Genomic DNA, 24887 nt, shown 5'->3' on the forward strand with positions numbered 1-24887 from the left:
CAGGGGGTCAGGTGGGCCAGGGCGCCCGTCTCCAGGGCGGCCCAGACCGTGGCGTCGGGGGCGACCGTGAGGCCGTGGGGCTCGGAGGCCGGGGTCGGGAGGTCGTGGGCGGTGATCGCGCCGTCGGGGGTGACGTGGCCGATGCGGTTGCCACCCCACTCGGTGTACCAGCAGCCGCCGGCCGGGTCGGCGACGATCGCGTGCGGCCGGGCGGACCGGTCCGGCAGCGGGTACTCGGTGATCCGCCCGTCCGGGGTGATCCGGCCGAGCTGACCGGCGCCGATCTCGACGAACCAGAGCGCCCCGTCGACGCCGGCGGTGATGCCGACCGGCGCGGCCCCCTCGGTCGGCAGCGCGTGCAGGGTCACCGCGCCGTCCATGCCGATCCGACCCACCGCGTTCGCCCGGTTGAGCGTGAACCAGATGGCCTCGTCGGGCCCGGCGGCGACCATCGAGGCGAATCCGCCACTCACCGGCAGCGGAAACCGCGTCCGCTCCCCGTCGACGGTGACCCGACCGATCGCGTCGGCGCTCATCGCCGCGTACCAGAGGGCGCCGTCGGGACCGGCGGCGATGCCGCAGGGGCCGGTTCCGGCCGGAAGCTCGACGGCGTCCAGCTCGCCGTCGGTGGTGATCCGGCCGATCCGGTCGTCGCCGGAGCGGGTGAACCAGAGGGCGCCGTCGGGGCCGGGAGTGATGATCAACGGCCGGCTGTCGGCCGCCACCGACCAGGTGCGCAGCTCGCCGTCCGCGCCCACCCGGGCGATCCCGCCGGCGTGGACGAGCGTCAGCCAGAGCGCGCCGTCTGGGCCGACCGTGATGCCGTACGGGCCGGCGCCCGCCCCGGTCAGCGGGACTTCCCGGATCTTCGCGGACGTCGTCAAGAGGGGGTCACCTTCCGTCACCTGGCTCCGCCCCGGGCGGGGCGCTGCCGACCGCATACCCTTGCCGCCCGCGTGCGCGGGTGCAACCCGTTTGTCCGGCCGGAGGGCCCGGATTGCCAGCTCGCTGACAGGGCCGCCACGGCTTCCCCCCAGCCTGGGCGGTCGGGGCGGACCGGCCGGCAGGTGACCGTACGCCGTCCGCCCCGGCGACCCGGCCGGGGCGGACGGCGCGGCTCAGGCAGCCGGCGGGGTGAAGACGCCGAAGTGGTTGCCGGCCGGGTCGACCAGGTGGGCGAAGGTGAGACCGTTGTCGTTGGACCTCGTCGGCACCAGCACCTTGCCGCCGGCCGTCTCCGCCCGCCGCACCGTGTCGGCCACGTCGGCGACCTGCACGTAGAAGATCGCGTAGTTCGGGCTCGTCCCGCCGGTGTCCCGGATCGCCCCCTGGATCGAGCCCTCCGGCCCCGGCTCCGCCACCCGGTACGACGTCTCCGGCGTCCCCTGCTCGCTGAACGCCCAGCCGAACAGGTCGGTGTAGAAGTGCCCGGTCTCCTCCGGCCGGTCGGTGCCGACCTCGAACCAGGTGACCCCGTTGGTGATGGTGGACATGTGTCGCCTCCCGTTCGCACGCCGGCCGCGCGGCCGGCGTCGTCAGGAGTCAGCCTCGACCCCGCCCGCGACACCGTCCTGTCGGTGTTTCCGACCGGACCGACCGCTACTCGCCCGGACCGGTGAGCGGACGCAGCCGAGCCACCAGATCGGGGCGACGGGACCCGTGCCGGGCGCGGAAGCTCTCCGCTTCGGCCGGGGACACCGGATAGCGCAGTACGCCCGCCTCGTACGTGCGGACCAGCAACTCCGCGGTGTCGATGTCCACCCAGTCGAGCCGACGAGCGCCGGCGGCGGCGAACCCCTGCGCGCCGTCGAGCAGGTCGTTGACCAGCTCACCGAGACCGCGGTCGGTCTGCCGGTCGCGGCCGAGGAAGGCGAGGACGCAGCGGGCGGCCGACGCCAGGAGCGAGCCGACGACCATCCGGTCCCGTTGGATGTCGCGCAGCACGTCGACGACGAATTCGGCGGACAGCCCCTGGTCGGTCGAGATCCGGTCCAGCACGAACCCCGGAATCGGCAGCCCGTTCGGGTCGTCGGGATCCTCCACGGCCAGCAGGCGTCGGTAGGCCCGCTCCCGCTCCGGTGCCCCCGTGCCGAGGATCGGCAGCAGCGACACGTCGAGCAGGAGCCGGGCTTCCGAGCTGTCGCCGTCCACGAACGTCCAGAAGCCGTCGAGCGCGTCGAGCGGATGGCCCAGCGGTCCCAGCGCGTGCAGCGCCGTGTCGATGCTCGGGTCGCACTCGAAGTGCGCGGCCCGGGCGAGCAGGGCGAAGTCGGCCCCGGTCGCCCGGTAGTAGCTCGCCGCGTCCCCCTCCGAAGGGCTGTCATCGCTCGATCCGCTGGCGGACCAGCGGGGGTCGCCCACCGGCGGCAGCGACTCGTCCCGGCCCTCCTCGATGGAGAGGAGGAGATCCCGTCGGGTTCCCGTCCACGTCCGCTCGACCCGCACGACGCCCAACAGGCTGTCGTATTCCCCCGAGCTGAGCTGGGAACGCCAGAAGAGCGCCTGCCGGTGCCACTCGGACACCACGTCGCCGCTGTCCGGACGGAGCTCGGTGCCCCGCAGCTGCCCGCTCGCGGCGAGGACCAGCACGAGCAGGTTCACCCCGTAGACCGCGTGGCGTGCCGGAACCGACAACTGCCGGGGCTGGTACGACTCGAAGTGCCGAGCCGGTCGCCGGCCGGGCGCGGCCCGGAACAGGCGCAGCAGCATGTCGACGACGGCGTCCCGCCGGCTCCCGCCCCACGACGTCAGGATCTCGGTGAGGAAGGTGACGATCGGGGTGCGTCCGGTCAGCGTCGCGAAGGAGAGCAGGGCGTGCAGCGGATCGTCGTCCGTCGGCGTGGCTCCCAGCAGGGCGCTCGCCTCCCGGGCGACCAGGTCGCCCAGCACCAGCGAGGTCGTCCGGGCGATCAGGAACTCCCCGAAGGTGGCGTGCAGGAACTCGTACGTCCCGGCCTGGGTGTCGTCGCGCGTCGCCTGTGAGCGGTGCACGAAGAAGAACCGACCGAGGACGATCTCGGCGGGCCGGAGCGGGGCGCGGAGGTGCCCGTCGGTCGCGACGACCGTCGGGCGGCCGCCCAGGAACGGCAGCGCGGCGAGATCCGACTCGAAGTCGTTCTCGGTGACCCACTGGACGCCCCGGTTGAACATGCCGAAGGCCACGATCGACAACCTGCGCAGCTCGTCCTCCGCCGCCCGGTCCAGGTCCCGCTCGGACAGGCCCGGCCGGTGCTTCCCGACCTCCCGCCGGGCGAAGCTGCGCAGCAGGCGCTCGTAGAGTTCGCCCCGGCGCAGCTCGCCGGCCGACCGCAGGTCGTTGCCCTCGGCGTCGTAGAGCGCCAGCATCAGCAGCAACAGTGGCTGCTCGGCCAGCTCGCGATGGGTCAGCACCGTCGCCGGCGCCAGGGGTTGCACGCCGAGCGCCCGGAACGCGGCGGCGTTGACCCCGTTCCAGGTGGCGATCCAGGCCCGCACCTGGTCGTCGTCGAACGGCTCCAGCCGCACCGCCACCGTGCCGGGCGGCGGCTGCGCCCGGTCGGCGACGCTGGTGCGGCTGGTGACCAGCACCGCCACCGGCCGGCCCTGGTCGGCCTCGCGGCGCTGGAACGCGGCCACCCGGCGCAGGTAGTCGGTCTGACTGACCCCGGTGGCCTGGAGCAGCTCGTCGAAGCCGTCGAGCAGCACGACCGGCAGCGCGTCGCCGGCCGACCGGGACAGGGCGGGCCAGTCCACCCGTTCCCCGGTGTCGTTGCGGACCGCCTGCTCGATCTGGTCCTGCAACTCCCCGGCGGCGTAGACGTCCCGCAGCACCACCCGCACCACCATGAAGTCGGCGGCGGGCAGCTGCGCGGCGAGGACCCGGGTCAGCACGGACTTGCCGGAACCCGGCTGGCCCAGCACCAGCAGCGGGGCGCGGACGGCGTTCGGCGAGGTGAGGTGCACGACGAGGGACTGCCACAGGTCGTCGCGCAGCTGCCGCCCGTCCCACCACGCCTCGTCGCTCGCCCGCGTGTGGGCGAGCAGTTCCTCGATCCGGCACAGCGGTGGCACGTACGCCTCACCGAGTGTCGGCACCGTCAGCCCGGTCGGCACGTCACCGGACGAGAGGATGGGGCGGCCCAGCTCGGCCGTGTACGCCGCAGCGAGCGCCGCCCGGCGGTCGTCGGGCGGGCGTCCCGTGGAGAGGGCGAGGAGGGCCTGCCGCATCTCGCCCAGCCCCGCCGAGAGGGCACGGACCTGTGCCCGGGTCGCCTCGTGCTCGTGCAGACCGATCCAGAAGGACACCTCGGGGAAGTCGGCCGCGAGCTGGGTCAGCAGGTCCCGGTGCCGGTCGGCGGCGGTCACGGGCAGCCGGAGCAGCCCTTCCTCCGTCGCCTGTCGCCGCCAGCCGTCGGTGGCCTCCCACACGGCCAGGGCACGCAGGAAGTGCAGCACCCGGCCGACGAGCCCGTCGTAGTGCGCGACCAGGGCGTGCCGGAACGCCGGATAGGGCAGCTGCGGACCGGGCAGCGGCGCGGCGGTGGCGAAGAACGCGTCGGTGAGGGCCGCCTCGTGCACCGCTCCCGCGCCGGCCAGCGACAACTGCTCGGCCTTGCTGATCCGGGCGCTGGCCACGTCGAAGGGCAGGTCGATCTCGTTCAGCGCCTCGAAGAAGGCGGTCACCGCGATCACCGCGTGCGCCGCCTCCAGCCGCCGCGTACGGCCGTACCTCGACAGCCCGGAGCGCCGCTCGCCGATCTGGGACACCACCTCGTGGCCGAGCCGGACGAACTCCGCCTTCGCGTCGAAGATCCCCAGCAGCGCCGGCACTGACGCCGAGGCGGCCAGCAGGGCTCCCCCGGTCAGTTTGTCGAACCAGTCGACGGTCCTGCTCTTCTCCCCGCCCAGCAGGCGAACGGCGTCGGCGTAGCTGAGCGCGTCGGGCACGCGGCGACCTCCTGTGGAAGCGTCCAGGAGGGACAGCATGCCGGGCGCGGGGCGGGCCGCGCTGCCCCGTCTCAGACCAGGCTGAGCCGGCGGACCCGGTGCCGGGGGATGTCGAGGTCGTCGGCGGCCAGTTCGCGCTCCGGCACCCGCTCGGCCAGGGTGGTGACCGCGGTGATCCGGTCGGTGCGGAAGGCACGGATGCCGTCACGCAGCCGGCACCAGCCCAGCAGGTACCAGTGCCGGGGGTTGCCGAGGTAGCCCAGCGGCTCCACGTCACGCAGCGAGCCGGCGCCCGCGCGGTCGGCGTAGCGGATGCGCAGCACGCGTCGCGCGCGCACCGCGTCGGCGACGGCGGCCGGGACGGGCGTCACCGGTCCGTCGCCGATCAGGTGCACCCGCGCGGCCAGCCGGTGCGCCTCGGTGGCGTCGGCGGCGGGCATCACGGAGATCAGCTTGCGCAGGGCGGTGCCGGCCGCGGCGGCGAACGGCGTGCCGCGCATCCGGTGCAACGCCACCGCCATGGCGACCGCCTCGACGGGGGTGAGGTTGACCGGCGGCAGGGTGCGTGCCCGGTCGAGCGCGTAGCCGCCGGTGCGGCCCGGCTCGGCCCAGATCGGCACGCCCGATTCCTGGAGGGCGCCGATGTCCCGCTCGATGGTGCGGGTGCTCACCTCGAAGCGGTCGGCGAGCCAGCGGGCGCTGCGCGGCCGTGGCGACACGGCGCGCAGCTCCTCGACCAGGGCGTAGAGACGGTCCGTCCGGTTCACCCCGGCAACCTACGACGGGGGTGTGACGGAGAAGGTCAGGCGATGCAGGCGCAGACGATCAGCGCCGCGCCGAAGTGCGTGGCGGCGCTGACCCGCGCCGCCGGGTGCGGCTCGTCCGAACAGATGATCTCGCCGAGCTTGCCCGGGGTGAGCAGGTCCAGAACGAAGAACGCCAGCGCCATGATGCCCAGCCCGACCAGGCCGAAGACGAGAGTCGAGGCGAGTCCCTTGCCGAAGTCGCTGTAGCTGGTCAGGATCGCGGTGAACACGATCCCGGCGATGCCGAGCTGGTTGGCGGCGAGCAGCAGCGCGGCGTTGCCGTTGCGCCGCACCCAGATCAGCTCCCGCAGCCTGCCCGGGGTGAGCAGGTCGACCAGCACGAACCCGGCCGCCATCAGGCCCACCCCGACGACCCCGAACACCACGCTCTGCCAGGCTCCGCTGAGCAGGTCTTCCAGCACGGACTGCCTCCCGAACTCTGCGCCCGACGGGGATGCCGGCGCGGTGACCGAGACGATAGCGGCACCGCGCCAGCACGGCAGCCCTCGCCCTACAGCGACAGGTAGCGCTGCCGCTCGTAGGGGGTGACCTCGCGGCGGTACTGCTCCCACTCGGCCCGCTTGTTGCGCAGGAAGAAGTCGAACACGTGCTCGCCGAGCACCTCGGCGACCAGCTCGGAGCCGGCCATCACGTCGATCGCCTCGGACAGGTTCTCCGGCAGCGGCTCGTAGCCCATCGCCCGCCGCTCGGCGCTGGTCAGCGACCACACGTCGTCCTCGGCGCCCGGCGGCAGCTCGTAGCCCTCCTCGATACCCTTCATCCCGGCGCCGAGCAGCACCGCGAAGGCCAGGTAGGGATTCGCCGCCGAGTCCGGCGAGCGGACCTCCACCCGGGCCGAGTTCGGCTTGCCGTAGGCGGGGACCCGGACCAGCGCGGACCGGTTCAGGTGACCCCAGCAGACGTACGCGGGACTCTCGGTGACCCGGTCGGGCAGCGCCTGCGGGAACAGCCGCTTGTAGGAGTTGACCCACTGGTTGGTGACGGCCGTGTACTCCCGGGCGTGCACCAGCAGCCCCGCGATGAACGCCCGGGCCACCTTGGACAGCTTCATCGGGTCGCCCGCGTCGTGGAACGCGTTGCGCTCCCCCTCGAACAGCGACAGGTGGGTGTGCATGCCGCTGCCCGGCTGGTCGGTGAACGGCTTCGGCATGAAGGTGGCCTGCACGCCGGTGGAGAGCGCCACCTCCTTGACCACGTGCCGGAAGGTCATGATGTTGTCGGCCGTGGTCAGCGCGTCGGCGTAGCGCAGGTCGATCTCCTGCTGGCCGGGGGCCACCTCGTGGTGGCTGAACTCCACCGAGATGCCGATCCGCTCCAGCGCCAGCACGGCCTGCCGGCGGAAGTCGCGCGCCACGGCGTGGGTGGTGTGCTCGAAGTAGCCGCCGGTGTCGACGGGAATCGGCACCGAGCCGTCCAGCGGGCCGTTCTCCAGCAGGAAGAACTCGATCTCGGGGTGGGTGTAGAAGGTGAAGCCCTTCTCGGCGGCCTTGGACAGCGCCCGGCGCAGCACGTGCCGCGGGTCGGCCCAGGACGGACCGCCGTCGGGGAGCAGGATGTCGCAGAACATGCGGGCGCTCTCGCCGCTGACCCCGCCCTCGAACGGGAAGACCTGGAAGGTGGTCGGGTCGGGCATGGCCACCATGTCGGACTCGAAGACCCGGGCGAAGCCCTCGATCGCCGAGCCGTCGAACCCGATGCCCTCCTCGAAGGCCGCCTCCAGTTCGGCGGGGGCCACCGACACGCTCTTGAGCGTGCCCAGCACGTCGGTGAACCACAGCCGGACGAACCGGATGTCCCGCTCTTCCAGCGTACGGAGGACGAACTCCTGCTGACGGTCCACTTCCACCCCTCGCGACACCGTTGCGCACCTGCGACCGGGTTCACCCGGCCTGACCGACCAGTCTCCACCGGCCTCGTTACGCCGACGTTACGCGACCGGCCGGCGGGCGTCCCGCCCTGTCCCGCGGCTCCCGCGTCTCGCCCCGCCCGCCGTGTCGGGCCCGAACGGCTGGGGCAAGATGAGCACATGCCCACCCTGCGTCTCGCCCTGTGCCAGGTCAACCCGACCGTCGGCGACCTCGCCGGCAACTCCGGCCTGGTCCGTGACTGGACCCGCCGCGCCGCCGACAGCGGCGCCCAGATCGTCGCGTTCCCGGAGATGATGCTGACCGGCTATCCGGTCGAGGACCTGGTCTTCCGCCGGTCCTTCGTCGCCGCGTCGAAGGCCGCGCTGGAACGCCTCGCCGCCGACCTCGACGCCGACGGGCTGGGCGCGGTGGCCGTGCTGGTCGGCTACCTGGACGCCGACGGCCCCCCGCAGGTCAGCGGCGACGCCGAGCCCGGGCGCGGCGCCCGCAACGCGGCGGCCCTGCTGCACCGCGGCGGGATCGTCGCCACCTACTTCAAGCACCACCTGCCCAACTACGGCGTCTTCGACGAGGACCGCTACTTCCTCCCCGGCGACGCGCTGACCGTCGTCCGCGCCGGCGGGGTGGACGTGGCGCTGACCATCTGCGAGGACCTCTGGCAGGCCGGCGGCCCGTTCGCCGCCGCCCGCCAGGCGGGGGTCGGTCTGGTCCTGTGCGTGAACGGCTCGCCGTACGAGCTGAACAAGGACGACGTCCGGCTGCCGCTGGTCCGCCGCCGGGCCGCCGAGGCCGGGGCGACGATCGCGTACGTCAACATGGTGGGCGGGCAGGACGAGCTGGTCTTCGAGGGCGACTCGATGATCGTGAGCGCCGACGGCGCGCTGCTCGCCCGCGCCCCGCAGTTCGTCGAGCACCTGCTGGTGCACGACGTGGAGCTGCCCCCGGCCGGGGAGGCGGCCGGCCCGGAGCAGGTGCTGGCGGACGGGATGCGGGTGGTCCGCGCCGAGGCCGGGGACCTGCCGCCAGCGCCCGCCGGGTCCGTCGCCACCGGCGGGACGATCGCCCCGGTCGCCGACGAGGCCGAGGTGTGGCAGGCGCTCGTGCTGGGCCTGCGGGACTACGTGAACAAGAACCGGTTCCCCTCGGTGGTGCTGGGCCTCTCCGGCGGCATCGACTCGGCGGTGGTGGCCGCGCTGGCCGTCGACGCGCTCGGGCCGGACCGGGTGGTCGGCGTGTCGCTGCCCAGCCAGCACTCCTCCGAGCACAGCCGGGAGGACGCGGCCGACCTGGCGAAGCGGACCGGGCTGGACTACCGGGTCGAGCCGATCCAGCCGATGGTGGACACCTTCCTGGCGAACATGTCGCTCTCCGGGGTCTCCGTGGAGAACCTCCAGGCGCGGGTACGCGGGGTCATCCTGATGGCGCTGTCGAACCAGGAGGGGCACCTGGTGCTGACCACCGGCAACAAGAGCGAGCTGGCGGTCGGCTACTCCACCCTCTACGGCGACTCGGTCGGCGGCTTCAACCCGGTCAAGGACGTCTGGAAGACGCTTATCTGGCGGCTGGCGAAGTGGCGCAACGCCGACGCCGCCCGCCGGGGCGAGACCCCGCCCATCCCGGAGAACTCCATCGGCAAGCCGCCGAGCGCCGAGCTGAGCCCGGGCCAACTGGACAGCGACACGCTGCCCGACTACGACGTGCTGGACCCGATCCTGATCGGCTACGTCGACGGTGACCTGGGCCGGGACGGGCTGGTGGCGTCCGGCCACGACCCGGCCGTCGTCGACCGGGTGCTGCGGATGGTGGATACCGCCGAGTACAAGCGCCGCCAGTCCGCGCCGGGCACGAAGATCTCGATGAAGGCCTTCGGGCGGGACCGGCGGCTGCCGATCACGAACCGGTGGCGCGAGGACGGCTGAGCCGGGTCGCTCCCGGGCCGGTGGCGGCCCGGGAGTGACATCCTCCACTGCGCTCTGCCGCGGGCCGGTCGTCGGGTGCGACGATCGCGGCGGAACCCGGGGACCGCGCACGCGGCCTCGAGGAAGGAGAGAGTCATGGTGGAGTCCACCCCGTCCGAGGTGACCGCCCTCTACGGCGGCCCGGCCACCCGGCGGGTCCGCACCCGCGACCTGGTCGCCGCCAAGGAGCGCGGTGAGCGGTGGCCGATGCTCACCTCGTACGACCAGTACACGGCCTCGATCTTCGACCAGGCCGGGATCCCGGTGCTGCTGGTCGGCGACTCGGCGGCGAACAACGTCTTCGGCTACGAGACGACGGTGCCGGTGACCGCCGAGGAGCTGCTCCCGCTGGTCCGCGCGGTGGTCCGGGCGACCCGGCACGCGCTGGTCGTCGGCGACCTGCCGTTCGGCTCCTACGAGGAGGGCCCGACGCAGGCGCTGCGCACCGCCGTGCGGTTCATGAAGGAGGGCGGCTGCCAGGCGGTGAAGCTGGAGGGCGGCCGGCGCTGCGCGGCGCAGATCGCCGCGATCACCGGCGCGGGCATCCCGGTGATGGCGCACATCGGCTTCACCCCGCAGAGCGAGCACGCCATCGGCGGCTACCGGGTGCAGGGGCGCGGCGACACGGCCGACGACGTGATCGCCGACGCGCGGGCCGTGGCCGAGGCGGGCGCGTTCGCCGTGGTGCTGGAGATGGTGCCGGGGCAGGTGGCCAAGCGGATCACGGCGGAGCTGCCGATCCCGACCGTGGGCATCGGCGCCGGCGCGGACACCGACGCCCAGGTGCTGGTCTGGCAGGACATGGCCGGTCTGCGTACCGGCAAGGCGCCGCGCTTCGTGAAGCGCTACGCCGACCTGGCGGGTGCCCTGACCGACGCGACCCGACGGTTCGCCGACGAGGTCCGCGGCGGCGACTTCCCCGCCGCCGAGCACACCTTCTGACGCCGGTCGGCCGCCTCCGGCTCGGAGCCGCGATCAGATCCTGGTAGGAAAGGGTCCCTCCCGGGGCCTGTTCCTACCACGGTCTGAAGCGGCGGAGGCGGCCCGCCGTCAGAGGTCGGTGACGCGGATGCCGGCGTGCGCCTTGTAGCGCTTGTTGATGGCGATCAGGTTGGCGGTGAACGCCTCGATCTGGTGGGCGTTGCGCAGCCGGCCGGCGTAGATGCCGCGCATGCCGGGGATCCGCGCGGCGAGCGCGGCGACCACGCCGACCAGTTCCCGGTCCTCGGTGCAGATCAGCACGTCGAGGTCGATCCGGTCGACCTCCGGGTCGGCCAGCAGCGGCGCGCTGACGTGGTTGAACGCGGCGCAGACCCGGGAGTCGGGCAGCAGCGCGGCGGCCTGCTGCACGGCGCTGCCCTCGGCGACCGTGAGCGCGTAGGGGCCCTGCTTGTCGAAGCCCAGCGGGTTGACGCAGTCGACGACGATCTTGCCGGCGAGCGGCTCGGCGAGCGCGGCAACGGTGGCGGCGTGCCCGTCCCACGGCACCGCGATGACGACCACGTCGCTGCGCCGGGCCACCTCCTCGTTGCCGGCGCCGGCCACCCGGGCCCCGGCGGGCACGCCGGGCAGGGCCGCGATCTCCTCGGCGGACTGCGCGGCCCGCTCGGCGGAGCGGGATCCGATCAGCACGGACTGGCCGGCCCGGGCGAACCGGTAGGCGAGGCCCCGCCCCTGGTCGCCGGTGCCGCCGATGATGCCGACGGTCAGCCCGGACACGTCGGGCAGCGTGCTCGCGTCGTAAGCCATGCCGCCATCCTCGCAAACCGGCGGCGCCGGCAGCAGCGACGGGAGCTGTGACAATCCCCGCTGCCAGCGGACCGGGCCGCGCGGGCGCCCGCGGCGTCAGACCCGCTCGACGCGCGGGCGCCGGCGGCGTCGGACCCGCTCGACGCGCGGGCGCCAGCGGCGTCAGGCCCGCGAGACGCGCGGGGCCGGCGGCGTCAGGCCCGCGCGACGCGCGGGGCCGGCGGCGTCAGGCCCGTTCGAAGGCCACCGCGCGGGCGACCGGGTCGGCGGTGACCAGCCGGACCCGGACCCGCTCGCCGAGCGGCAGCTCGCCGAGGCAGCGGGCGCGCACCGGTGGGTCGTCCAACGCCACCGTGCCGCCGGGCCGCCGGCCCGGCCGGGCCTTGCCGTCCGCGGGCGCGTCGACGTCCAGCACCGCCGCGTCGAAGGTCTCCCCCACCCGGTGCTGGAGCAGCACCGCCTCGGCCAACTCGATCGCGCCCCGGGTGGCCGCCGAGGCCGCCCGGTCGGTCGTGGCCATCACCTCGGGCAGCCGGGGCAGCGCCGCGCGGGCCCAGTCGGGCACCGCCCGGCCCTCGTGCAGGGCCAGGCAGACCTCCGTGGCGTAGCGGTCGGCCAGTCGGCGCAGCGGCGCGGTGACATGGGCGTACGCCGCCGCGACCCCGCCGTGCTCCCGCTGCTCGGGCGGCGCGCCGTCGAAGGCCGTGTACGCGGCGCCGCGCATCAACTCGGCGGCCTGGTCGACGAAGGCGGCGGCCCGGGGCTGCGACGGGTCCAGGCCGGCGATCACCTCGCCGGGGCCGGCCCCGTCCGGCCAGTGCACGCCCAGCGGGGCGGCGGCGGCCCGCAGCCGCGCCACCGCCTCGGGCTTCGGCGCCGGCATCGTACGCAGCAGACCGATCCCCCCGGCCAGCATGATGTCGGCGGCGGCCATCCCGGTCAGCAGCGAGATCTGGGCGTTGTGCTCCTCCATCGGCACCGGCCCGCGCAGCACCAGCCGCCAGCCGTCGCCGTCAGCCTCCACGTCCTGCTCGGGCAGCGGCAGGTTGATCGCTCCCCGGCGCAGGCCGCGGGTCGTGAGCAGCGCCCCGATCTCGGGCAGCAGGGCGATCGGGTCGGGCAGCCGGCCGGCGTCGGCAGCCGCCTGGACACCGACGTAGTCCAGCTTGGCCCGGCTGCGGACCAGCGCGCGCTCCAGCGCGACCCCGACGGTGCCGCCGTCGGAGTCCAGGTCGACGGTCCACACCACGGCGGCCCGGTCGACGTCCGGCAGGAGGCTCGCCGCGCCCTCGCTGAGGGTCGCGGGGTGCAACGGCACGGTGCCGTCGGGCAGGTAGACGGTCTGCCCGCGCCGCCAGGTCTCCTCCTCCAGCGCGCCGCCGGGGCGCACATGGGATGCGACGTCGGCGATCGCGTACGACACCCGGTAGCCGCCGCCGGGGCGGCGGGCGAGGTGCATCGCCTGGTCGAGGTCGCGCGACTCGGCGGGGTCGACGGTGACGAACGGGACGTCGGTGCGGTCGGCGGCGGGTCGGGGCGGCGTGGCCGCCGCGGCGTCGGCCTCGCGCTGCGCCGCGGCCGGGAACCCCTCGGGCAGTCCCAGCTCGCGGCGCAGTGCGCCGAAGTCGATGCGGGGTGCGAGTACGCGTCGGATCACCACGGGGTCAATCCTGACAGTGTGGCGGATGATCCGCTTCCCGGCGAGCGCCGGCCGCCCGCGTCGCGGTCAGCCGGTCGTCCGGCGCGCGCTCGCCCGGGCGCCCCGGGGAGCGGTGGCCCGGGCCGCGGCCGTCGGGGCGGGCGCCTTGCGGGCGGTGACCTTCCTGGCCGGCGCCTTGACGACGGTCGCCTTCTTCGCCGGGGCCTTCTTCGCCGCCGCCTTGCGGGTGGTGGCCGAGGAGGTCGCCGTGGCCTTCCGGGCGGGGGCCTTCGTCGCGGCGGCCTTGCGGGCGCCGCCGGTGGGCCGGGTCGCGGCCGTCTTCCTGGCCGGCGTCGTCTTCTTGGCGGTGGCCTTCTTCGCCGTCGTGGCAGCCTTCTTCGCGGGGGCCTTCGCCGCCGTGGCGGTCTTCCTCGCGGGGGCCTTCGCCGCCGTGGCGGTCTTCCTCGCCGGAGCCTTCGCCGCCGTGGCGGTCTTCCTCGCCGGAGCCTTCGCCGCCGTGGCGGTCTTCCTCGCCGTCGAGGTGGCCTGGCGAGCGGTGGTGGTGGTCCTGGCGGGGGCCTTCTTCGCCGGCGCGGTCGTCTTCCTCGCCGTGGTGGCGGCCTTCGTCGCCGCCTGCCGGGCGGGCGTCTTCGCCGAGGTCGTCTTCTTCGCCGCCGTGCTTCTGGCCGCCACCGTCGTCCGCTTCGCCGCGGCGGGGGCCTTCTTCGCGGCGGTGGCGGTCGCCTTCTTCGCCGCGGCCGTCGTCTTCTTCGCCACGGCGGCGGTCCTGGTCGCCGCCTTCTTCGCGGGGGCCTTCGCGGCGGTGGTCTTCTTCGCCGGAGCCCGGCCCGCACCGCCGGTCGCCTTCCCGGCCGGCGCCTTCTTCGCCGCCGTGGTCGTGGTCGACGGGCGCGCGGTCCGCGTCGTACCCGCGGTCCGCTCCGCCGCGGCGGTCTTCCTGGCGGTCGTGGTGCGGCTGGCGGCCGGACGGGTGGTGGCCTGCTGCGCTTCGGCCATCTGGGTTCCCTTCCTGGGGAGTGCTCTCGCCCTCGCGGAGCACCGATCACCTCGGCACGGGCCGTCCCGCGCCGCCTATCTGTCCTCCCCGGCCCAGCGGGCGTCCTCGGCCTCCCACGCGTCGTTGCGCTCCCGCACGGTCTGCAGGGCGTTCTCCGCGTCGGCGGCTGAGGCGTACGGCCCGAGAACGTGCCTGGCGGGGCACACGTCGGCATCGGTCTCGACCCGGTGGTGTCGGGTGCACCAGTAGAAGTGCCCACCGCTTCCGCTGTCGCTCATGGGATCACTGTGCACCGGGAACCACCCGGCCGCCACCGGAACACCACAAGTCGCCGACGTTCTCCACAGTAGACGTGCTCTCGCCGCCAGGGGCTGGAACTGGGAAAACAGGGCTGCCGGGGTGCGCGGCGTCCGCCGGTCGGGGGCGGGTTAGGGTCGCCGGATGGGCGTTCAGGACGACATCCGACCGCGTGGCTCCCGCCCGCCGGGACGGATCCGATGACCGGGTTCGACCCGCCCCTGCGCCGCTACCTCGCCGACCTGGTCGCCGCCGCCCGCGACGTCCTCGGCGAGGACCTCGTCGGGGCGTACGCGGCCGGCTCGGTCGGGCTGGGCGCGTACCAGCCGGGGCGCAGCGACGTCGACGTCGCGCTGGTCTGTGCCGACGCCCTCGACCTCGGGCGGAGGCGGGAACTGGTGGCGCGGCTGCGGCACGAGGCGCTGCCCTGCCCCGCGCGCGGTCTGGAACTGGTCGTGTACCGCCGGGCGGTCGCCCGCTCCGGCACGCCGGAACCCGGGTTCGAGGTCGAGCTGAACACGGGGGCGCGGATGCCGTTCCGGGTGACCTGGGCCGCCGCCGAGCGACCCGCCGAGGACGGCCTGTTCTGGTACGGCCTGGACCGCAGCATCCTGCACCAGTGCGGGCACGCCCTGCTCGGGCCGCCGGCCGCCGAGGCGTTCGCCGACCTCTCCCCCGCCGACCTGCGCCGCCTGCTGACCGACGCGCTGCGCTGGTGGCTGGCCCTGCCGACCCCGCCCGGCGACGGTCCCGCCCCGGGGGCCGAGGACGCGGTGCTCGGCGCCTGCCGTTCCCTGGTCAAGGTTCGCCACGGGGTCTGGCTGTCGAAGGTCGACGCCGGCCGCCGGCTGGTCGCCGACGGCCGGCCGCCCCACGCGACCGCCCGGCCGACCGGCGACGGCGGGGCCGCCGACCTGATCGCACGGTCGATCGCGGCGCGGGCCGGCGGGCCGTCGCCGAGCGGTCCCGAGGCCCGCGCCTTCCAACGCGACGTGCTGGACGAGATCAGCCGGTGACGGGCTCCACCGGGATCCAGAGTTCGGCGTCCGCCTCCGTGCCGTCCGCCGACAGGCGGGTACGCGAGATCTCCGGTCCCGGCCGGCTGCGGTACGGGTTGGACGGGAACCACTGGGTGAACACGTCCCGCCACAGGTACTGCACCGCCTGCGGGAACGCCCCGGAGGTCTCGAAGACCGCCCAGGCGCCCGCCGGCACGGCCAGCGCGTCCAGGTCCTCCGGCGCGTCCACGCCCGTCACCACGCCGTACCAGTAGTCCAGCTCGGTGCCCTCCGCGCGGCTGTCGGCCACGTTGGCGCTGACGTTGACGATGCCCTGCGGCTCCTGGTCGGACAGGGCCTCGATCCGGCGTACCGTCTCGGGTGGGATGCCCTTGACGAAGGCGACGATCGCCGGGTTCATCCCCTCGTGCACGAGCGGTACGCGGGCCTTGCGGCCCACCAGCCGGAACCCGTCCTTCTGCACGATCCGGTATCGCATGCTGCTGCTCCCTTCGACGACGAGTCGGAAGGACATCCGGGGCTGGGAGCGCAACGCCGCCCCCGTACGCCGGGCCTCGCCGGGGCCCACGCCGTGCATGGCGTGGAACGCCCGGGCGAACGCCTCGGTGGAGCCGTAGCCGTAGCGGACCGCGACGTCGAGCAGCGTCCGCTTCCCCGCGAGCACCTCCGCGCCCGCGACGGTCAGCCGCCGCCGGCGGATGTACTCGGACAGCCCGACACCCGCCAGCGCGGAGAAGAGCCGCCGGAGGTGGTACTCCGACGTCACCGCGATCCGCGCCAGCTCGGTCACCTCGATCGGCTGGTCGAGGTGCCGCTCGATGTGCTCCATGGCCTCGTTGAGCCGCTCCAGCACCCGGTTCCCCTTCCCTGTTCCGTGCCGTAACGCTAGGCGCGCGGTCGGGTGCCCGACCCGACATGCCGTGCCCGAAAGGATCGCCCACCCCAGCTTGTCGATCATGCAGGTGTGGTGGGCGGTGTAGCGCGTCATGCCTGTTGTGCGGGGCACCACGACTGCGTGATCGACGCGGCCGGGGCGAGGGGGTGAGGCCTGGTGAACCTGGTCAGCTTGCCGCGACCGGGTATCCGATCGCGGTTACGGCCTCGCGCAGCCCTGCGACGGTCACGGCCGGGTTGAGGGCCCGCACGACCGGGTCGGTGAGTGGACGCTGGGCGACGATGCGCTCGACCGCCGTCGGGTCCAGTTCGACGTCGTAGTAGTCCCCGGCGAACGCCACGTACCGCTCGGCGATGTCGTCGAGCAGTATCCCGAGCAGGCCGGAACCGTCGGGGTCGGTGTCGTCGTACGGTCCGCGGGGCGCGGGGAACGCGATGCCTTCGCCGGCGTGCCAGCGGTCGTCACCGGTGAGCCGCCACAGCACGGCGGTGGCGACGAACTGCCCCTCCTCGTCGCCGAATGCGGGTTCCTCGAGCTGCGGACGGAACACCGCCGGGAGGCCGTCGAGCAGTCCCGGCCACAGTTCGTGGTCCGAGTCGCGGTAGGGCGACATCACCGACTCGTGGTCGAACACACGGATGAACGCGCCGTCGGCGGTGAACACGACGGTCCACTCGTCGCCGCTGCCGTTGTCCATCGACGCCGCCTCGTCCGCACCCCAGTCGCGGGCGTAGGCGTAGTAGGGCTCACCACCGTCCACGACGCACTCCAACACGGCGAGCGCCCTGCAGCGGTCCCGCAGCACGTCGATGGGCGGCAGTTCGGCGGCGATCTCGTACACGGTCACCCGGGCGACCCTACGCGCGGACAGCACAGACAGCGTGACGCAACTCGGCCCAGGAGACCTCGGTGAACGGTGCGAGACCCGTGCCGCCGGCCCCTCTCGTCCCGCGCGGCGCAGTTCGCAGACCGACGGCACCGAGCGGGCGCGAGTCAGTCAGCCGCTTCGACGTACGACGCCAGGTTGGCCAGCGAGGAGGCGATCCCGGCCTCGTGGACCGCCTGGTCGATGCCGGGTGGCACGTCCGTGGCGGTGACGGTCACCTCGGTCCCCCCGTCGGTGGCGGCGAAGTGCCAGGTCATGGTCATGGTGCCCCCGTACGACGGATCGTCTGCCTCGAACACGGCCCGCTGCACCACGCGCTCCGGTGGCACCAGGGCGGCAAACTCGATGTCGACGACATCCGTCGCCGCTGACGTCTTGCCGGGACTGTCGGCGGAGTCCAGGTAGGTGAGAACCATCCGGAACCCGCCACCGGGCCGGGGATCCCACCGCTCGACCCGCCCGCGCATGCCGTCCGGCGGCAGCCATGCCTCCAGCGACTCCCGGTCGAGCAGGGCGCCGTAGAGGGTCGCCGGTGGTGCCGCGATCACCCGGCTGGCGCGGTCGGTCCTTTCCATGGCCCGATCCTAGGACCGGGGTTCCGCCAGGCCCATCCTCGACGGCGGGGTTGCGGCGCCTGCGGAGGTCGGCTCGGTGGGCCGCGGCGCGAAGAAGCGGATGATGTCGTCGGCTGCGGTGGGAGAGAGCATCATTGCCTGGACCCGTGCGGACATATCGGCGACCGGGTGGATCCTGGTGAACATCGCCTCCTCGTACGCCCGGATCGCCGAGTCGGGGTCGGCGGGGCTGGTGGCGAGTTCGGCGGCGAGTTCCGCGGCGTCGAGCATGGCCTGGTTGGCGCCCTCGCCGACCGGCGGCATGAGGTGCGCGGCGTCACCGATGAGGGTGACGCCCGGCCGGTGGGCCCAACGTGTACCGGTGGGCATCGCCTCGATCCTGCGTGGGGTCGGCGGGCCGTCGCCGGCCTCGATGAGTGCGGTGAGGCTGGGGTCCCAGCCATCGAACATGTCCAGCAGAGCGCGCTTGCTGCGGTAGGTGTCCAGGTGGCGGCCGTCCGCGCGTAGGGAGATGCCGACTCGGATGCTGCCGTCGCCGAGGCGTTGCGCCGCCAGGATCTGGTTCACGCCGACGCACCAGAGGTTTCCGGGGCCGACCAGCTCGGCGAGAACCGGGTGGCGCCGGTCGGCGTCGCTGATGCTCAGCTCCACCAGGGTGGCCACGGGGGACAGCGTCGCGTCGGTCAGCAGCGACCGGACGACCGAGCGTGCGCCGTCCGCGCCGACGAGCACGTCGCAGTCGGCGCGGCGGCCGCCGTCGAACGTCAGCCCGAAGCCTCCGTCGGGTCGTGGCGTCGCCGCGAGGAGCCGGTGCTGCCACATCACGGTGTCGGCGGGGAGTGAATCGAGCAGAAGATCACGCAGTGCGCTGCGGTCGATCTCGGGGCGTCCCGAGAATGCGCCGGGTTGCGGCTTGTGGTGTACGAGCGTGCGTCCGGCCGGGTCGAGGATGCGATGCTCCTCGCCCTCCGGCCGGGCCTCGGACCGGAACCGGCCGGCGAGACCCGCCGCGGCCAGGGCCTGTTGCCCGGACTCGGGGTGCAGGTCGAGCGAGCCGCCCTGCGAGCGCGCGGATCGGCTCGCCTCGCGTTCGTACACCACCGCGCCGATGCCGTGCCGGTGCAGGATCCGGGCCAGCGTCAGGCCGCCGAGGCCACCGCCGGTGATCGCGATTCGCATCATCATCTCCGTTACCGTACGCTGTATCCCATGGATACGCCGTACGGTAACGCACCCCTGCCCGTCTGGGAACGGCCCGAGCCCCAGCCCCGGGCGGCGCCGGTGCCGCTGAGCCGCGCGAAGATCGCCGCCACGGCTGTCCGGCTCGCCGACGCACACGGCCTCGACGGACTGTCGGTACGCAAGATCGCCAAAGAGCTCGGTGTCGGCCCGATGCGGCTCTACGACTACGTGCTCAACAGATCCGAACTGCTCGACCTGATGGTCGACACCGTGTACGCCCAGATCGCCGAGGCCGACCAACACACCGAGTGGCGCGCCACGGTGCTGGCCCTCGCCCACGCGACCCGCGAAGCCGCCCTTGACCACGAGTGGTTCGCCGACCTGCTCGGCGCAAGGCCACACCTAGGACCGCACGCGCTCGCCGTGGGCGAATCGACTGCGGCGGCGCTCAGCCAGGCCCCCGGCGTACGCGGTATCGACGATCTACAGCGGGCCGTGGACGCCCTCAACGCGTTCGTCGTCGGAGCGCTCCGCAGGGAGATCACCGAGCGCCGCACCGCCCGTTCCACCGGCACCGACGTGCCCGCCTGGCAGGCCGCCCTCGGGCCCTACCTGACACGCATGCTCGAAACAGGCCGCTATCCCACCGTCGCCCGGCTCGTCATCGACGGCGCCCATCTCAACGCCGAGGAAACCTTCCACCACACCCTGATCACGATCCTGGACGGCATTGCCAACCATCCCGGCACGTGACCTCCTGCTCGCAGGCCCGCACCGGCTGAAGGCCGACCAACGCCAACCGGCAACGACCCTCGGCGCTCGAAGACAGAACCAGTTCAGAGCCTTGATCAGGTCTCTGAGCCGGTGGGCGACGGACGAGTCGACCTGTACGCCGGATTATGAAGGTGAAGTTGCCTCTGACCAGCGGTTCGACTCACAAGCAGTCACCCTGGGCCGCCGCTGGGCCGCCGCTGGGCCGTCCGGCAGATCTTCCCAGATCTTTGGTCTGACCGAGCCCCAACAGACCCGCCCGCCGGCAATCTCCATTGCTCTATGCAGGCGCTTCGGACCTCGACCCCAGCGCAGACGAAGAAAGCCCCTCGATCTCGAAGATTATGGGTCGAACACTTTGATAACGAGACGCGCGATCATGCGCAACACACTTATCGATTATCGCCCTAACGGCACCACGGCACGCCGCAATGTCCCTACGTCCAGAGAAGATGAAAGAAAGAACGAAACCAATGGAATAGATCTCGTTCACGACATCATACTCTTTGAAGCTCTGAATCGTTGGATCTAGAATCGTCCCGCGCAGCTCTGAGTTGGTTCTCGTGAACTCAGAGTCAAGCTCTTTGATGAGGCCGAAGTCGGAAAGCTTAACAACAGCAGCCACGCCGTCATACCGCTTCACGAGAACGTTCCTATAGCTCACATCGCGATGCAGATAGCCCTTGGAGTGCAGATAGTACAAGCCGTATAGGAACTGGAGAGCGACACGCCTTCTGGTCTCGAACGAGAGCCTGGCGTTGTTTCGCTCAATGTACTGAGCAAGAGTTTCGTCGCAGTGCTCCATCGTATATTCATGACGGTCTGAGCTGTATCGATGCACCTCAAGCACGTAGGGAAATCGAAGCTTCTTCAGCAGCTCGAACTCTTTGCGGAAGCGGATCAGATCAGCCTCACTAAGATCACGCTTAGCGCGCTTCAACGCAAACTTCGACCCATATTCCGGATCCGTGAACTCGTAGACACGAGCATACGCCCCCTCTCCCACCATCTTAAGCTTCACGCTCTTCCAGCGGTCCGGGAGTCGAATCTCCGTCTCAGAGGAAATGAACACGGGTTCATACTTCACCAGCTCAATCCTCTTAAAATCATCCGGAATTCCGCTTCCGTAAGATTCAGAGAGGAAGGTCTTGCAGTAGTCGAGCACGGCAGTGTAGACAGCAGTCACCTCGAAACCCATGCCGACGCGCCGAAGGATCGTCCGAGCATCCTGGATCTCTTCCATAAGAGCGATCAATCGCCGGCTTTCATCAGCATTAAAATGGCGATTGGTTCTAGCCTTCGAGTTCATGAAGGCGAAGAGATCGTTCAGCGCCCCATGAAAGTAGGCAAACATGCGACTAGCTAAACCCTGCTCGGGATACAACCGCGAGTAGGCCCGATCGACTTCAACGCTTGCATACTTGTCGAGCAGGTCGCGCAGCATCAATTCTTCGGGGGTTGCCACCGTTCCGCCTCCAGAACCCACACCAAAGCGAGCCTCCGCTCCTCCGGCTGGACGTTCATCGCGCGAACACTATCTCAACTACAGGACGACGAGGTGCCAGGCAGTCCAAGTAGGAGTCACGAGAGCCTACGGGCTTGATCCAACTCGCTCGCCTTGCCAAGGATCGTGTCGATGGCGCTCCGGGTTCGCTCCTCGCTGGCCGGCATCAGGTGCGTATAGACCCGAAGCGTGAAGCCGGGGTCAGCGTGGCCGAGGTACGAGGCGAGGGCCTTGATGCTCTCTCCTGCGTCGAGCAGAGACGAGGCGTAGAAGTGACGGAGTGCGTGCATCCCGGTGGCCCGGGTCGGCGTGATGCCGGCCGCTACCACAGCCGGTCGCCAGCTCTTGTTGTCGAAGGTGCGCCGGTTGATCGCGCCGCCACGGGTGGTGGTGAACAGCAGCGGCACCGTGACCCGTTCGTCGCTGGCCGGGTCCTCCCACGGCAGGGTGAGCGGCACCGGGGCGAAGTCGTCGACGTGCTGCCGCAGCACCAGGGCGACGGAGTCAGGTAATGGCACCCGGCGGTCACGGTCGTTCTTGGTCAGCCCGAACACCAGCCGGGATCGGACGAGCTTGACCTGACGCGAGACGTGTACCCAGCCGGCGTCGAAGTCGATATCGTCGACGCCGAGCCCCAGGATCTCCCCCTGTCGCAGCCCGCACCCCGCGCCGAGGTCGACCATCGGCCGGTACCGCAAGGCGAGGCCACCGCGGATTGCCGAAACCTGGTCGTACCGCCACGGCACTACCCGACGCTGAACCGGTCGCGGCGGCTTGACCGACTTTGCCGAACACGGATTCTTCGCTATCCGTTCGTCGTCGACCGCCGCGCCGAGGATGGTCCGCAGGTGCGCGAAGACGACGGCCCGTGTCGCGGGAGCCAGCTTGCCGACCATCGCGGCGTCCCACTCCCGGATGTGGCCCGGCTTGATCGCCGCCAGTTGCCGAGAGCCGAAGAACGGCAGCAGGTGTTTCCGTACCCGGAACTCCGTGCTCTCCCGAGTCGACTCGTCGAACGAGCGCGTCCGGAGCCAGGTTTCGGCGTACTCCATGAAGGTCATCCGCCCCGCGAGCGGATCGACGTAGGAGCCCCGGAGCTTGTCCGTCTCGGTCGAGACAAGGAACGCCTCAGCGTCCCGCTTGGCCCGGTCGGGGAACGACTGGCTGCGCTCCCGTCCGTCCGGCCCGATGTAGCGGACCCGGTACCGCAGTCCCTTGCCGAACCGCTCAGACTTCACCCGCTCGGAACGGCCGCCAGGGTGCCGAACGACGTTGTACCAACGATCTTCGACGTGTCCCATCAGGCTGCCGCCGCCTGCTCGCGGAACCACTCCCGGACCGCTTCCGGCTCGTACCGCAGATGCCGACCGACCCGAGCCGCCGGCGGACCGTACTTGACCTTGCGCCAGCGGTACAGCGTCTCCTGTGGCACCCGCAGGTACGCCGACACGTCCCGAACCGTCCAGAGCCCTTCGTTCGCCATCATTGCCCCTCCCCCGTCGTCCTTGCCGGCCCGTTCGTCGTCTCGTCCGCGTGTGGTTGTGCCGCCCGGTCCTTAGCGGCAAGGAGTTCGGAGCGCCACCGGGCACGCTCGCTGATCGAGCGCAGGAGCCGGTGTGCCAGGGACGGCACGTCGGCGTCATCAGGCCGCGCCAGTTCCCAGGCATGGCGGACCGGTTCGACCGTGGCGCCCTGGTCGTCGACGCCGTCGAGGCTGACCGTGGTCCCGAGCAGTGCACGCACCCAGGCCCGTACGTCGTGCTTGTGGTCGGAGAGGGTCTTGCCGGACCAGTCGCGGGAGATGAGGATGCGGCGCCCGCCGATGCCGAGAGTGTCGCGCTGGTGGACCTTGCCCTTGCACCGTCCCGGCTTGAGCTTCGCGTGCGCCTTCTTGGGCTGGACGCCGTAGAGCAGCCAGTTCGCACAGCGCTCGGTGCAGGGGGTGATCTGGAGTTCCTGCCAGAGGCGGTCGAGGTGTGCTCGCTGCCGGCTGCTCGTGATCTTGTGGCAGTCGCCGGTCTGCTTGGTGATGTACTTCGTGACGTACCGGATCGTGCGCTCAGCGTCGGCGGTGCCGGGCATGACGCCGCGCGCGTCGACCTGGACGCCGAAGCGGACCACATGCACCGGTTCCGCATCCGGGTCTTCGTCGATCGCGTCGAGCGCTTCGTTCCACGTCGTCAAGGGCAGGCCGGTGTCCGGGTCGACCCACGTCGACGCCTGCTCGTCCCAGACGGGTAGCCGGTCGAGGGTGTACCGCTGGACGTCAACCGAGGGCCACCACACCTGGTGGTAGGTAGCCGCTGCCACGGTGCGCAGCACGTCGCGGGGGATGGTGCCCCGGATGGCGAAGTGGGCGTGTGGGGCGAGTCGTCGTTGCGGCTCGACGCAGCCGGCGTACTGGACGTTCCAGCCCTCACACCGCCGCAGGTTCTGCCAGAACCGATCGAGCAGCCGGGGGAAGTGCACGGCGTCCCAGGCTGCTCGCCGGTAGTCGTACCGGTCAGGGTTGACCGGGGTGCCGTCCGGGCGGACCGGCCCGTACGAGTCGAGCGTGAGCGTCAGCCACATCGACGGCCGGTAGGTCGACCCGTCCGGCCCGGTGTACGTCTTGCCGACCGTGCGCCGCTCGACCTTGCGCCGAGGCAGATCCGGGGCGTCCTGACGCCGCTTCGTCGACCGCTTGCGCCGCCGCCCGGTGTCCTCGTCGCCCTGGTCGTCATCGACGCCGCCATGCGGAGGAGCGACCCGACCACGGAGCCCTTCCGCCGTGATGGCGTCTTCCACTTCCCGGATCGCCTCGTCGATGTCTTCGACCTGGTCGTACTGGCAGGCGCGGGATGCTTCGTCGCGGGCGAACTCCAGATGCCCGCGCAGCAGGATCAGCGCCTTCTGTTCCTCGGTCGCCGGTTGGGGTGGGGGTAGGGGTTCGTCGTCGCGGTGCCAGCCCTCCCGGATTTGCGCCTGCCGCAGCCGCCGGTTCTTCTTCGCGCACGGCGCGCACTTGTCCTCCCGGGTCGCCCCACACGGAAGGTCGATCACCTCCGTCAGCCCGGTTTCCAGGTCGGTCCGCCGCATGGCGAGGGGACGCACGCAGACGCCGTACTCGGCGGCGATCTCCTTGAGCACATCGACCGAGCGGGGAAGCGCCATGCGGGCCGCCCGCGACCCCGGCCGAGGAGCAGCAGCCGGGGTCGGGACGGGTTCGAGGCCGGGCAGGGTCGGAGCCGTCATCGGACGATCCCCACGACGGCCGGACGGGACGGGTGCACCACACGCGGCGGCAACACCACCGGAGCCACCGGTTCAGGCACCGGAACCGGAGCGGGTACCGGAGCCGGCACGGGCAACGGCTCAGCCGGGGTCACGACGGGCTCCGGGGTGGCCTGGTCGAGGTCGACCGGTTCAGGCGCAGGGTCGGTCAAGGGACGCTTGACGGCCGCCCGAGGAGCGGGAGCACTGGAGAGGACGACCTTGACCAGGGCGAGGAAGGCCAGCGACGGCACCGCCGCCACGATCCAGCCCCAGACGGACGGCTCAGCCTCAGCGACCTGGGCAGCCAGCGACAGGAGCGCGAACGCCACCAGGAGCGAGGCGACCAGGCCCACGGGACCATCCGCCCGACGCCGGGCACGCAGTTCCAGGCCGAGGTAGATAGCCATCAGCTCGACCGCCACCGCGTTGGCCCAGCCGATCCAATGCGGCTGACCGTGGGCGACGCTCAGGTCATGGACATGGGTGAACGCAGCAGCCCCGGCCATCCCGCCGATGAC

General features: G+C 72.1%; 22 protein-coding genes. 5 read left to right on the plus strand and 17 right to left on the minus strand.

Annotated features, from left to right (window positions below; translation table 11 throughout):
* The 6 genes from ACSNN9_RS15390 to glnA form a co-directional block, all read right to left on the minus strand.
* A partial coding sequence (locus ACSNN9_RS15390) for a Vgb family protein (protein ID WP_436673824.1) occupies positions 1–884 on the minus strand: 884 nt, incomplete at its 3' end.
* 234 nt (positions 885–1118) lie between these two features.
* A complete protein-coding gene (locus ACSNN9_RS15395; protein ID WP_436673826.1) occupies positions 1119–1493 on the minus strand; it encodes a VOC family protein in 375 nt (124 codons plus the stop codon).
* A 106-nt stretch (positions 1494–1599) separates the two neighbouring features.
* The gene (locus tag ACSNN9_RS15400) at positions 1600–4926 is read right to left on the minus strand and encodes an NACHT domain-containing protein (RefSeq protein ID WP_436673828.1); all 3327 of its coding nucleotides are present in this window, start codon (positions 4924–4926) and stop codon (positions 1600–1602) included.
* Between the two features lie 71 nt (positions 4927–4997).
* On the minus strand, positions 4998–5693 hold the full coding sequence (locus tag ACSNN9_RS15405; protein WP_436673830.1) for a helix-turn-helix transcriptional regulator: 696 nt from the start codon (positions 5691–5693) through the stop codon (positions 4998–5000).
* Positions 5694–5728: 35 nt separating this feature from the next.
* On the minus strand, positions 5729–6154 hold the full coding sequence (locus ACSNN9_RS15410; RefSeq protein ID WP_436673832.1) for a DUF350 domain-containing protein: 426 nt from the start codon (positions 6152–6154) through the stop codon (positions 5729–5731).
* An 89-nt stretch (positions 6155–6243) separates the two neighbouring features.
* Positions 6244–7593 (minus strand): type I glutamate--ammonia ligase, encoded by a 1350-nt coding sequence (glnA, locus tag ACSNN9_RS15415; protein WP_121400411.1) that lies wholly within the window; start codon positions 7591–7593, stop codon positions 6244–6246.
* A 186-nt stretch (positions 7594–7779) separates the two neighbouring features.
* Between glnA and ACSNN9_RS15420 the strand changes: the two genes are divergently transcribed.
* The gene (locus tag ACSNN9_RS15420) at positions 7780–9540 is read left to right on the plus strand and encodes an NAD+ synthase (protein ID WP_436673834.1); all 1761 of its coding nucleotides are present in this window, start codon (positions 7780–7782) and stop codon (positions 9538–9540) included.
* A gap of 135 nt (positions 9541–9675) precedes the next feature.
* Positions 9676–10521, plus strand: a complete 846-nt coding sequence (gene panB, locus ACSNN9_RS15425) for a 3-methyl-2-oxobutanoate hydroxymethyltransferase (protein ID WP_436673836.1) — start codon at positions 9676–9678, stop codon at positions 10519–10521.
* Between the two features lie 108 nt (positions 10522–10629).
* Here the strand turns inward: panB and npdG are convergent, their stop codons facing one another.
* Positions 10630–11328 carry an NADPH-dependent F420 reductase gene (gene npdG, locus ACSNN9_RS15430; protein WP_357875802.1) on the minus strand — a complete coding sequence of 233 codons (699 nt, stop codon included), beginning with the start codon at positions 11326–11328 and terminating at the stop codon, positions 10630–10632.
* Positions 11329–11554: 226 nt separating this feature from the next.
* Positions 11555–12988 carry an RNB domain-containing ribonuclease gene (locus ACSNN9_RS15435; protein WP_436673838.1) on the minus strand — a complete coding sequence of 478 codons (1434 nt, stop codon included), beginning with the start codon at positions 12986–12988 and terminating at the stop codon, positions 11555–11557.
* A gap of 25 nt (positions 12989–13013) precedes the next feature.
* Here ACSNN9_RS15435 and ACSNN9_RS15440 point away from each other — a divergent pair, with 25 nt between their 5' ends.
* Both ACSNN9_RS15440 and ACSNN9_RS15445 read left to right on the plus strand, forming a co-directional pair.
* Positions 13014–14234, plus strand: a complete 1221-nt coding sequence (locus ACSNN9_RS15440; RefSeq protein ID WP_436673839.1) for a hypothetical protein — start codon at positions 13014–13016, stop codon at positions 14232–14234.
* 248 nt (positions 14235–14482) lie between these two features.
* Positions 14483–15298, plus strand: coding sequence for a nucleotidyltransferase domain-containing protein (locus ACSNN9_RS15445; RefSeq protein WP_436673841.1), 816 nt, complete (start codon positions 14483–14485; stop codon positions 15296–15298).
* Here ACSNN9_RS15445 and ACSNN9_RS15450 read toward each other — a convergent pair.
* The 4 genes from ACSNN9_RS15450 to ACSNN9_RS15465 form a co-directional block, all read right to left on the minus strand.
* Positions 15288–16154, minus strand: a complete 867-nt coding sequence (locus ACSNN9_RS15450; protein ID WP_436673843.1) for an AraC family transcriptional regulator — start codon at positions 16152–16154, stop codon at positions 15288–15290. The two genes, ACSNN9_RS15445 and ACSNN9_RS15450, sit on opposite strands and share 11 nt — an antisense overlap.
* A 208-nt stretch (positions 16155–16362) precedes the next feature.
* Positions 16363–17043 (minus strand): hypothetical protein, encoded by a 681-nt coding sequence (locus tag ACSNN9_RS15455; RefSeq protein ID WP_436673845.1) that lies wholly within the window; start codon positions 17041–17043, stop codon positions 16363–16365.
* 146 nt (positions 17044–17189) lie between these two features.
* On the minus strand, positions 17190–17657 hold the full coding sequence (locus ACSNN9_RS15460) for an SRPBCC family protein (RefSeq protein ID WP_436673846.1): 468 nt from the start codon (positions 17655–17657) through the stop codon (positions 17190–17192).
* 9 nt (positions 17658–17666) lie between these two features.
* Entirely contained in the window at positions 17667–18842 is a 1176-nt protein-coding gene (locus tag ACSNN9_RS15465) for an FAD-dependent oxidoreductase (protein ID WP_436673847.1), read from the minus strand.
* 24 nt (positions 18843–18866) lie between these two features.
* On the opposite strand from ACSNN9_RS15465, the gene ACSNN9_RS15470 reads away from it, so the two are divergent.
* Positions 18867–19592, plus strand: a complete 726-nt coding sequence (locus ACSNN9_RS15470; protein ID WP_436673849.1) for a TetR/AcrR family transcriptional regulator C-terminal domain-containing protein — start codon at positions 18867–18869, stop codon at positions 19590–19592.
* Positions 19593–19890: 298 nt separating this feature from the next.
* Here ACSNN9_RS15470 and ACSNN9_RS15475 read toward each other — a convergent pair whose 3' ends face one another.
* The 5 genes from ACSNN9_RS15475 to ACSNN9_RS15495 all read right to left on the minus strand — a co-directional run bounded on the left by ACSNN9_RS15475 (position 19891) and on the right by ACSNN9_RS15495 (position 24875).
* A complete protein-coding gene (locus tag ACSNN9_RS15475; protein WP_436673851.1) occupies positions 19891–21075 on the minus strand; it encodes a protein kinase family protein in 1185 nt (394 codons plus the stop codon).
* Between the two features lie 116 nt (positions 21076–21191).
* Positions 21192–22415 carry a tyrosine-type recombinase/integrase gene (locus ACSNN9_RS15480; protein ID WP_436673853.1) on the minus strand — a complete coding sequence of 408 codons (1224 nt, stop codon included), beginning with the start codon at positions 22413–22415 and terminating at the stop codon, positions 21192–21194.
* Complete coding sequence (locus tag ACSNN9_RS15485) at positions 22415–22600, minus strand: helix-turn-helix domain-containing protein (protein ID WP_436673855.1); 186 nt, start codon at positions 22598–22600, stop codon at positions 22415–22417. The genes ACSNN9_RS15480 and ACSNN9_RS15485 overlap by 1 nt, the downstream gene beginning before the upstream one ends.
* On the minus strand, positions 22597–24348 hold the full coding sequence (locus tag ACSNN9_RS15490) for a replication initiator (protein ID WP_436673856.1): 1752 nt from the start codon (positions 24346–24348) through the stop codon (positions 22597–22599). The genes ACSNN9_RS15485 and ACSNN9_RS15490 overlap by 4 nt, the downstream gene beginning before the upstream one ends.
* Complete coding sequence (locus ACSNN9_RS15495) at positions 24345–24875, minus strand: DUF2637 domain-containing protein (RefSeq protein ID WP_436673875.1); 531 nt, start codon at positions 24873–24875, stop codon at positions 24345–24347. The genes ACSNN9_RS15490 and ACSNN9_RS15495 overlap by 4 nt, the downstream gene beginning before the upstream one ends.
* Positions 24876–24887: the final 12 nt, after the last annotated feature.

This window comes from Micromonospora sp. URMC 107 (assembly GCF_051386315.1).
Lineage (GTDB): Bacteria > Actinomycetota > Actinomycetes > Mycobacteriales > Micromonosporaceae > Micromonospora.

What these genes read in the sequence shown, in the direction of transcription:
- ACSNN9_RS15480 (WP_436673853.1), bottom strand. Translation starts at nt 22,415, where the DNA reads ATGGGACACGTCGAAGATCGTTGGTACAACGTCGTTCGGCACCCTGGC.
- ACSNN9_RS15465 (WP_436673847.1), bottom strand. Translation starts at nt 18,842, where the DNA reads ATGATGATGCGAATCGCGATCACCGGCGGTGGCCTCGGCGGCCTGACG.
- ACSNN9_RS15440 (WP_436673839.1), top strand. Translation starts at nt 13,014, where the DNA reads ATGATCCGCTTCCCGGCGAGCGCCGGCCGCCCGCGTCGCGGTCAGCCG.
- panB (WP_436673836.1), top strand. Translation starts at nt 9,676, where the DNA reads ATGGTGGAGTCCACCCCGTCCGAGGTGACCGCCCTCTACGGCGGCCCG.
- ACSNN9_RS15470 (WP_436673849.1), top strand. Translation starts at nt 18,867, where the DNA reads ATGGATACGCCGTACGGTAACGCACCCCTGCCCGTCTGGGAACGGCCC.
- ACSNN9_RS15395 (WP_436673826.1), bottom strand. Translation starts at nt 1,493, where the DNA reads ATGTCCACCATCACCAACGGGGTCACCTGGTTCGAGGTCGGCACCGAC.
- ACSNN9_RS15485 (WP_436673855.1), bottom strand. Translation starts at nt 22,600, where the DNA reads ATGATGGCGAACGAAGGGCTCTGGACGGTTCGGGACGTGTCGGCGTAC.
- ACSNN9_RS15420 (WP_436673834.1), top strand. Translation starts at nt 7,780, where the DNA reads ATGCCCACCCTGCGTCTCGCCCTGTGCCAGGTCAACCCGACCGTCGGC.
- ACSNN9_RS15460 (WP_436673846.1), bottom strand. Translation starts at nt 17,657, where the DNA reads ATGGAAAGGACCGACCGCGCCAGCCGGGTGATCGCGGCACCACCGGCG.
- ACSNN9_RS15490 (WP_436673856.1), bottom strand. Translation starts at nt 24,348, where the DNA reads ATGACGGCTCCGACCCTGCCCGGCCTCGAACCCGTCCCGACCCCGGCT.
- ACSNN9_RS15445 (WP_436673841.1), top strand. Translation starts at nt 14,483, where the DNA reads ATGACCGGGTTCGACCCGCCCCTGCGCCGCTACCTCGCCGACCTGGTC.
- ACSNN9_RS15495 (WP_436673875.1), bottom strand. Translation starts at nt 24,875, where the DNA reads ATGGCCGGGGCTGCTGCGTTCACCCATGTCCATGACCTGAGCGTCGCC.
- npdG (WP_357875802.1), bottom strand. Translation starts at nt 11,328, where the DNA reads ATGGCTTACGACGCGAGCACGCTGCCCGACGTGTCCGGGCTGACCGTC.